The organism is uncultured Maricaulis sp. (assembly GCF_947259345.1).
Lineage (GTDB): Bacteria > Pseudomonadota > Alphaproteobacteria > Caulobacterales > Maricaulaceae > Maricaulis.
This window is the reverse complement of sequence record NZ_CAMYLS010000034.1, coordinates 1-8,210: the sequence shown is the minus strand read 5'-3', so window position 1 is coordinate 8,210 and position 8,210 is coordinate 1. Positions and strand designations below refer to the sequence as shown.

Here is an 8,210-nt window from a genome sequence, read left to right as displayed (position 1 = left end):
GCCTCGACATGGTGCAGACCCTGCGCGACATCGCCCGCATGCTCGACGGCGAGTTCGGCGAAGGCATGGAGCCCAACGGCTGGGCCCGCGATCCCGACGAATATCACAAGCTGCTCAAGCAGGCGAAGAAACAGGCCAAGGCCGGCAAGCGGAAGCTTTATGTCGGGACGTGAGGGCAGAGCGCGGAAGCCGGGCAGGCTCCAAATTTGTCATCCCTGCCACCCGCCCACGCGGGCGCAGGTTTCCGCCCGGTGAAGGCCGGGCGAAAGTCAGGGACCTCGCTGGTGGCAACGACATAGGTCCCTGTCCTGCGTCCGGCCTTCGCCGGACATCCGACGGGGATGACAAGGCGCTTGAACCCCGGCCCGGCCATGCGTCTGCCATCAAAAGAGGCGCCGCTTCGTCACAGGCATGACTTGGCAGACAGATCGCGTCAGCTTAGGCCTTGTGAAACACAATCTTGAGGGGAAACCGATGTCAGCAGTACAGAATTTCTTTGATGACATTCGGGCCGTCTTCAAGACCGGAGAAGCCAGCGAGCACAGCTACCGCCCGGCCTTGAAGACGCTGTTCGACGCCCTCTCGCCGGACGATCTCGCTGCCGTCAACGAGCCGCGCCGGACGGAAGTCGGTGCCCCTGACTTCAGCTTCCTGCGCGATGGCGTCCCGGTCGGGCATTGCGAGGCCAAGGATATCGGCCTCGGCCTGACGACGCTCAAGGGATATTCCATCGAGCAGAAGACGCGCTACACCAAGGCCTTCCCGAACCTGCTCTACACCAACGGGCTGGAATTCGAGTTCATCTTCGAGGGCGAGCGTCGGGCGCTGGTCAATATCGGCGACGCCCTGATGGGCGACCTGCAGCCGCGTGAAGAGGTCTTTGCCGAACTCGAACACCTGCTGCGGGACTTCTTCACCGAGCGCCCGCGCACCATCCATTCGTCGAAAAAGCTGGCAGAAATGATGGCCGGCAAGGCCGCCCTCATCAAGGACGTCATGGGCCGGGCCCTCCTGGCTGACCGCAAGGACAAGGCCGACACGCCGCTGGTCGAGCAGTATGAGGCTTTCAGGGAACACCTGATCCACGACATCCAGCCCGCCGACTTTGCCGATCTTTATGCGGAGACCATTGCCTACGGCCTGTTTGCGGCCCGTCTCCACGATGACACGCTGGACACATTCTCCCGAACCGAGGCGCTGGAATTGCTGCCGAAGTCCAACCCCTTCCTGCGCAGCCTGTTCAGCTATATCGCCGGACCGGACCTGGATGACCGCATCGCCTGGGTCATCGACGAGCTGGCGAAGATATTCCTCGCCTGCGACCTCAAGTCGATCATGGCGGACTTCGGCAAGCTGACCGGCCAGCAAGACCCGTTCCTGCACTTCTATGAAACCTTCCTCGCCGCCTATAATCCCGCCAAGCGCAAGGCGCGGGGGGTCTGGTACACGCCGGAGCCGGTGGTGAACTTCATCGTCCGCGCCGTGGACGAGGTGTTGAAGACCGAATTCGGCCTCGCGGACGGGCTGGCGGACACCTCCAGGGTCAAGGTGAAGTTCGACACCGGACAACACATCACCAACAAGGATGGCAAGATCCGCAAGCGCGGCGGCGGACGGGCCTATGAGGAGCGCGAGGTCCATCGCGTCCAGATCCTCGACCCGGCAACCGGGACCGGCACCTTCCTGGCCGAGGTGATCAAGCAGATTGCCCCGCGCATCCAGGGCGTCGCCCCGGGCATGTGGTCAAAATATATCGAGGACGACCTGATCCCGCGCCTGCACGGCTTCGAGCTGCTGATGGCGAGCTATGCCATGTGCCACATGAAGCTCGACATGATCCTCACCGAGCTGGGCTACAAACCGACCGGAACGCCCCCGCGCCTCTCGGTCTATCTGACCAATTCGCTGGAAGAAGGCGAAGCCGCCGACCAGACCCTGCCCTTTGCCCAATGGCTCTCCAGGGAGGCCAAGGGCGCCAACACGATCAAGCGCGATATGCCCATCATGTGTGTGATCGGCAATCCGCCCTATCTGGGCGAAGGCGGTGTGTCCGAAGGCTGGCTCGGCCAGCTGATGGATGATTACAAGAAGGAGCCGGGCGGGATTGAAAAGCTCAAGGAGCGCAATCCCAAATGGATCAATGACCTCTATGTGAAATTCATCCGCATGTCCTCGCACCTGATCGAGAAGAATGGCGAAGGCGTGCTCGGATTCATCACCAATCACGGCTATCTCGACAATCCCACCTTCCGGGGCATGCGCTGGCGCCTGATGAAGGATTTCGACAGGATCTGGATTCTCGACCTGCACGGCAATGCCAAGAAGAAAGAGGTCAGCCCCGACGGCAGACCGGACAAGAATGTCTTCGATATCCAGCAAGGCGTCGCCATCATCATCGCGGTCAAGACAGGCAAGGGCGGCGACGGGCTGGCGGAGGTGATGCAAGGCGATCTGTGGGGCGCGCGGGCAGACAAATATGAGGCGCTCGACGCCGCGAAACTGGATGAAACTCTCTTCGCCCCGCTCGACAGCCCGGCCCCGCAGCATGTCTTCGTGCGGCGGGACTTTGCGCTTCAGGAGACCTATCAAGCGGGTTTTGGCGTGCAGGAGCTGATGCCGGTGAATTCCGTTGGCATCGTAACGGCTCGGGACAAGCTGACTATCGACATGGATCGGGACAATCTATGGGCGCGCGTGCAGGATTTCGCCGCTCTTCCGACCGAAGAAGCACGGACAAAGTACAATCTTGGAAAAGATGCTCAAGATTGGAAAGTATTGTCCGCACAGAAAGATGTAAAAGAAAATTTTTCATATAAAAATATAGTAAGAGTTCTATATAGGCCGCTTGACATAAGATGGACCTACTATACTGGAACCTCTCGCGGATTTCAATGCCGCCCTCGTGCGGAAACAATGCGGCACGTAGCTCAAGACTCAAATTTAGTGTTATGCGCGCCATCACAAACAAAAGATGGAGTTGGGGGATTATGCACTCAACATATCGCGGGACACAAAGCGTTTGGGGCATATGACATCAATTCTAATTTTCCCCTCTACCTCTACCCCGCCGAAGACGAACTCGACCAAACTCGGCGCGTCAATTTCGATGACAAGCTCTATGCGCAACTCCGCAAACTCGCGACCCATCCAGAGTTTGGCGAACCGGATGAGGTCGCCGTCTTCGACTATATCTACGGCGTGCTGCACAGCCCCGACTATCGCGAGACCTTTGCCGAATTCCTGAAGATCGATTTTCCGCGCATTCCCTGGCCCGCCTCGCCGGACGTGTTCTGGGCGGTACGCGAAAAGGGCGAGGCGCTGCGCCGCCTGCATCTGATGGAGGATGCGGCGGTGGGCGAGACGCCCTATCCCTTCCTGGGCGAGGGCGATCCGGTGGTGGAAAAGCCGGTCTTTGAAGCCACGGGCGACGGGGTTGGCGAGGTCTGGATCAACAAATCCCAGCGCTTCACGAATGTGCCCGAAATTGCCTGGGGCTTTCCGATCGGCGGCTACCAGCCGGCGCAGAAATGGCTGAAGGACCGCAAGGGCCGCACGCTCGGCTTTGACGATATCCGGCACTACCAGAAAATCATCAAGATCCTCGCCGAAACCGACCGCATCATGAAGGAGATCAAACTCCCGCTCGATCTGCCGGAGCCTTCATAGCGGCGCTTCGCAGCGCCCGCCCCTACTCCTTGGAGCGCGACGCTTTCTTGCGTTCGTGTTCCTTCAGGAAGGTCTTGCGGATGCGGATGGTCTGGGGGGTCACTTCGACGAGTTCGTCGTCATTGATGAATTCCAGCGCGTATTCCAGGGTCAGCTTGATCGGCGTGGTCAGGACGATGTTTTCGTCCGTGCCCGAGGCGCGCATGTTTGTCAGCTTCTTGCCCTTGGTCGGATTGACGATCATGTCGTCATCGCGGGCATTGACGCCGATGATCATGCCTTCATAGACCTCGACCGCGTGGCCGACGAAAAGCTTGCCGCGTTCCTGCAGGTTGAACAGGGCAAAGCCCAACACCTTGCCGTCAATCATCGAGACCATGGCGCCGTTGTGACGCTGGCCGATCTCGCCGCCCGTCTTCGGGGCGTAATGATCGAAGGTGTGGAACATCAGACCGGAGCCCGAGGTCAGGGTCAGGAACTCCGAGCGGAAACCGATCAGACCGCGGGTCGGGATGACATAGTCGATCCGCACCCGGCCATGCCCGTCCGGCACCATATTCTTCATGTCGGCCTTGCGCTGGCCGAGCTTTTCCATGACGCCGCCCTGGTCGGCCTCTTCGAGGTCAACGGTGAGGCTCTCATAGGGCTCGCACAGGACGCCGTCGACTTCCTTGATGACAACGCGCGGACGACCAACCGCCAGCTCGAAGCCTTCCCGGCGCATGGTCTCGATCAGGATGGACAGGTGGAGCTCGCCACGGCCGGAGACCGTGAACTTGTCCGGATTGTCCTGCTGCTCGACCTTCAGCGCCACATTGTGGATCAGCTCGCGCTCGAGGCGTTCCTTGAGATTGCGCGAGGTCACATACTTGCCCTCGCGACCGGCAAACGGGCTGTCATTGACCTGGAAGGTCATTGACAGGGTCGGCTCGTCGACGGAGAGCAGCGGCAACGCTTCGACATTCTCGGGATCGCACAGCGTGTCGGAGATTTTCAGATTGTCGATGCCGGTGAAGGTGATGATGTCGCCGGCCTGGGCGCTCTCGCGCTCGACACGCTCGAGACCGTGGAAGCCGAAGATCTGCTGGACCTTGCCCTTCACCTCGCGGCCATCCGCCTTGGCAACAACAACCTGCTGATTGCGGGCGACCTTGCCGCGGGCGACGCGACCAATGCCGATCACACCGGTGAAGGAGGAGTAATCCAGGGCCGAGACCTGCAGCTGCAGCGGGCCGTCCAGGTCAACATCCGGACGCGGCGTGTGGGCCGTAATCATTTCGAACAGGGGCTGCATGTCGGTGCCGATCACGCCAGCTTCATTGGCAGCCCAGCCTTGCAGGGCGGAGGCGTAGACGACCGGAAAGTCGAGCTGGTCCTCATTGGCGCCGAGGCGGTCGAAAAGATCGAAGGTCTGGTCGACAACCCAGTCCGGGCGCGCCGAGGGGCGGTCCGCCTTGTTGATCACGACGATCGGCTTGAGGCCGCGGGCCAGCGCCTTCTTGGTCACGAAGGAGGTCTGCGGCATCGGGCCGTCGACCGCATCGACCAGCAGGAGGACGCCATCAACCATCGACAGGACGCGCTCCACCTCGCCGCCGAAATCGGCGTGGCCGGGCGTGTCAACGATATTGATGTTCCAGTCACCCCAGGTGACCGCGGTATTCTTGGCCAGGATGGTGATGCCGCGCTCTTTTTCCAGATCGTTGGAATCCATCATGCGCTCGGACACATTGGCCCGCTCGCCCAGCGTTCCGGACTGTTGCAGCAGCTGGTCGACCAGCGTGGTCTTGCCGTGGTCAACGTGCGCCACGATGGCGATATTGCGCAGCTTGTCGAGGGACGCGCTCATGATGTCATTCCTGTCGTGAAAAGGCGCGCCCTCATACGCCGTGAGCGCGGAGCTGGCCAGTGATTATTCCGTGCAAGGCCGCGGGGTCAGGCGTCGTCCTGAGGCCCGGGCCGGTCAATGACGCTCTTCGTGCCGTTTGGACCCGGCGCTTCTTCCCCCGAATCCGGACGGGCCGGCGCCGCAGTGTAGCGGCGCGTGGTCGGTGCTGCGACGGGTGGCTCGAGGAAGGCGCGGACCATTTCCGTGCGCCGCAGAAGCCCCCGCAGACTGGTTATGACCACCGACACCACGAAAATAAAAAAGAAGAGTCGCCAACCCCAGCGGGTCGCAGTCGCCTTGATTTCGGCGAGGTGGCTGACCGAAACGAAATACCAGTCCGGGCCGGCAATGCGGCTGAAGGCAACGAGGAATTCGCTGCGCGGGGTCCCGACCACGCCGCGCGGACGCGGATCGTCGCGCAGCAGGCCCATGATTTCGACCGGGTCGATACCGAAGGCGCGCGCCTGCTGGACCGTTTGCCCCCGGGCGATAACATTGCCGTCGCGGTCGAAAACAAGATTGACCCCACCCGCTGGCGGCGCCTCCATGGAGGAGGCCAGGTGCTCCGTCATGTCGATTGAGGTCCCGAACGCGCCCATCAGCTCGCCATCAACGCGGATCGGCTTGCGGCAGGCCGTGGCCGATCGTTCACCGCCATCGGTGTAGACAAATCGGGACAGGCGCGTGCACTGCATCAGGCTTTCCGGGTTGGTCTCCGGGCTGAACAGGCGCGGGTCTTCATCGGCCTGGAGATTGAAATCGGCAGGCGCTTCGTAGCGATAGAAGGCCAGGCGGTCTTCGCGCTCCGGCGCGAAAATGACGACGCGGCGATCCGGTGTGAAGTAATACAGGCTCGAAAACTCGCCCAGATGAGCTTCGCCGAACACGCGCACGACATGGAAGCCGGCCATGTAACGGCGGCGTTCCTCGATGGTCATCTGCTCGCCATCGCCCAGATATGACCCGATCCCGAAAACGTAATCGGCGCCGGGCAGAGCCCGTCCGTCGAACAGGTCCGGATGGCTGCGGCGCGTGCCGTCACCAAAAGGCGGGAAAAGCGCGTCGAACTCGTCGACAATCTCCTCGCCCTCGATCCGGGAGAGGCGGCGCAGGAAGGCGGCTTCAGCCGCCTCGGTCAGCGTGCGGGCCTCGTCGAACAGGGTCTGCTCGCGATCGGCACGAACCCGGATATAGGATTGCAGCATTTCCGCCCGGGCGGTGGAGAGCGAGTTCATCAGGATCTTGTGCGCAGCCAGACCGGAAATCGCGGCGAAGACCGCCGAGATCAGGACATGAACCGCAATGATGACCAGTTGGCGCACAGACAGAAATCCTTTTTGACGCCTTCCTATACACCGCGAATGCCTAATATTCGGTGATATTTGATGAGCCGAATCGCCCGTCTATCGCTCTGCGTCAGGCACCGAATTGGCGAGCCGTCTGACCAGAGAACAGAACGCTCCCTGCTCGCCAGAATCCATCATCTGGTTCGCCGCAATGGGGACCGCCTCGACAGCCTCTCGCAGGTGGGCATAGACGTCCTTGCCCTTGTTGGTGAGGTAGAGATGGCTAACCCGGCCATCGGCCTGCGAAGCCCGGCGCACAACCAGGCCGGCCTCGAGCAGGGCCTTGGTCGCCCGCGAGACAATACCTTTGTCCATCGGCGTCACTGTCACCACTTCAACCGCGGTCCGGCCCGGCGCTTCCGCTATGGCCGCCAGCACGCGCCATTGCGACAGGTTGAGCCCGGCCTCGCGCTTGACGATCGCCGCGGTGAGCCGCGCGATGCGGTCTGCCAGCACGGTGACCTGGTAGGGCCAGTACTCGTTCAGCCGGATCGGCTCGCGATCCGTCGGATCCATCGAAACAAGCGGCGCTTCGTGTTCATCGGTCTGGGCGGCGGAATGGGATTGCAGCTGGGTCATGGATCGATATTAGTTGCAATCACAACTTGACGCAATAGCAACCAGTACGATATTGAGACGGCTCACATTCAAGGCATGCCCCCGCAGCGTGAGCCACGAAGCGGCCAGACGGCGTGACCCACAGCAATCCTGGAGACAAGACATGGCAGACCTGTTCGAGAACCCGATGGGGCTTTGCGGTTTCGAGTTCGTGGAATTCACCGCGCCGGAGCGCGGCGTGATCGAACCCGTCTTCCAGGCCATGGGCTTCACCCATATCGCTAATCACCGCTCGAAAGATGTCGAGCTGTGGCGTCAGGGCGATATCAATTTCCTGATCAATTACGAACCCGACACTCAGGCCTCCTTCTTCGCCAAGGAACATGGCCCGTCGGCCTGCGGCATGGGCTTCCGCGTCAAGGATGCGGCCCTGGCCTATGAAGAAGCCCTGGAGCGTGGCGCTGAGCCAGTCCTGACCGAGCCGGGCATTTCCGAACTCGTCATCCCGGCCGTCAAGGGCATTGGTGGCGCTTCGGTCTACCTCATCGACCGGTTCGAAAACGGCAAGTCGATCTATGACATCGACTTCAACTACCTCGAAGACGTCGACATCCACCCCGAAGGCTGTGGCTTCAACGTGATCGATCACCTGACCCACAATGTCTACAAGGGCCGGATGGACTATTGGGCCAAGTATTACGAGGATCTCTTCAATTTCCGCGAGATCCGCTATTTCGACATCAAGGGCGAAT

General features: G+C 61.0%; 4 protein-coding genes and 1 pseudogene. 2 read left to right on the top strand and 3 right to left on the bottom strand.

Going from position 1 to position 8,210, the window contains the following annotated elements; genetic code table 11:
* The first annotated feature begins 474 nt into the window (after positions 1-474).
* Positions 475-3,666 carry a type ISP restriction/modification enzyme gene (locus Q0X62_RS15430; RefSeq protein WP_297737916.1) on the top strand — a complete coding sequence of 1,064 codons (3,192 nt, stop codon included), beginning with the start codon at positions 475-477 and terminating at the stop codon, positions 3,664-3,666.
* Positions 3,667-3,688: 22 nt separating this feature from the next.
* On the opposite strand, the gene typA is transcribed toward Q0X62_RS15430, so the two are convergent.
* From typA to Q0X62_RS15415, 3 genes are all read right to left on the bottom strand, one after another.
* On the bottom strand, positions 3,689-5,518 hold the full coding sequence (gene typA / locus Q0X62_RS15425) for a translational GTPase TypA (protein WP_366946187.1): 1,830 nt from the start codon (positions 5,516-5,518) through the stop codon (positions 3,689-3,691).
* A gap of 83 nt (positions 5,519-5,601) precedes the next feature.
* Entirely contained in the window at positions 5,602-6,876 is a 1,275-nt protein-coding gene (locus tag Q0X62_RS15420) for a cache domain-containing protein (protein ID WP_297737910.1), read from the bottom strand.
* A gap of 81 nt (positions 6,877-6,957) precedes the next feature.
* A complete protein-coding gene (locus Q0X62_RS15415) occupies positions 6,958-7,479 on the bottom strand; it encodes a MarR family winged helix-turn-helix transcriptional regulator (RefSeq protein WP_297737907.1) in 522 nt (173 codons plus the stop codon).
* 142 nt (positions 7,480-7,621) lie between these two features.
* Between Q0X62_RS15415 and Q0X62_RS15410 the strand changes: the two are divergent.
* Positions 7,622-8,210 (top strand): annotated as a pseudogene (locus Q0X62_RS15410) (4-hydroxyphenylpyruvate dioxygenase); the annotation flags it as partial.

What these genes read in the sequence shown, in the direction of transcription:
- Q0X62_RS15430 (WP_297737916.1), top strand. Translation starts at nt 475, where the DNA reads ATGTCAGCAGTACAGAATTTCTTTGATGACATTCGGGCCGTCTTCAAG.
- Q0X62_RS15415 (WP_297737907.1), bottom strand. Translation starts at nt 7,479, where the DNA reads ATGACCCAGCTGCAATCCCATTCCGCCGCCCAGACCGATGAACACGAA.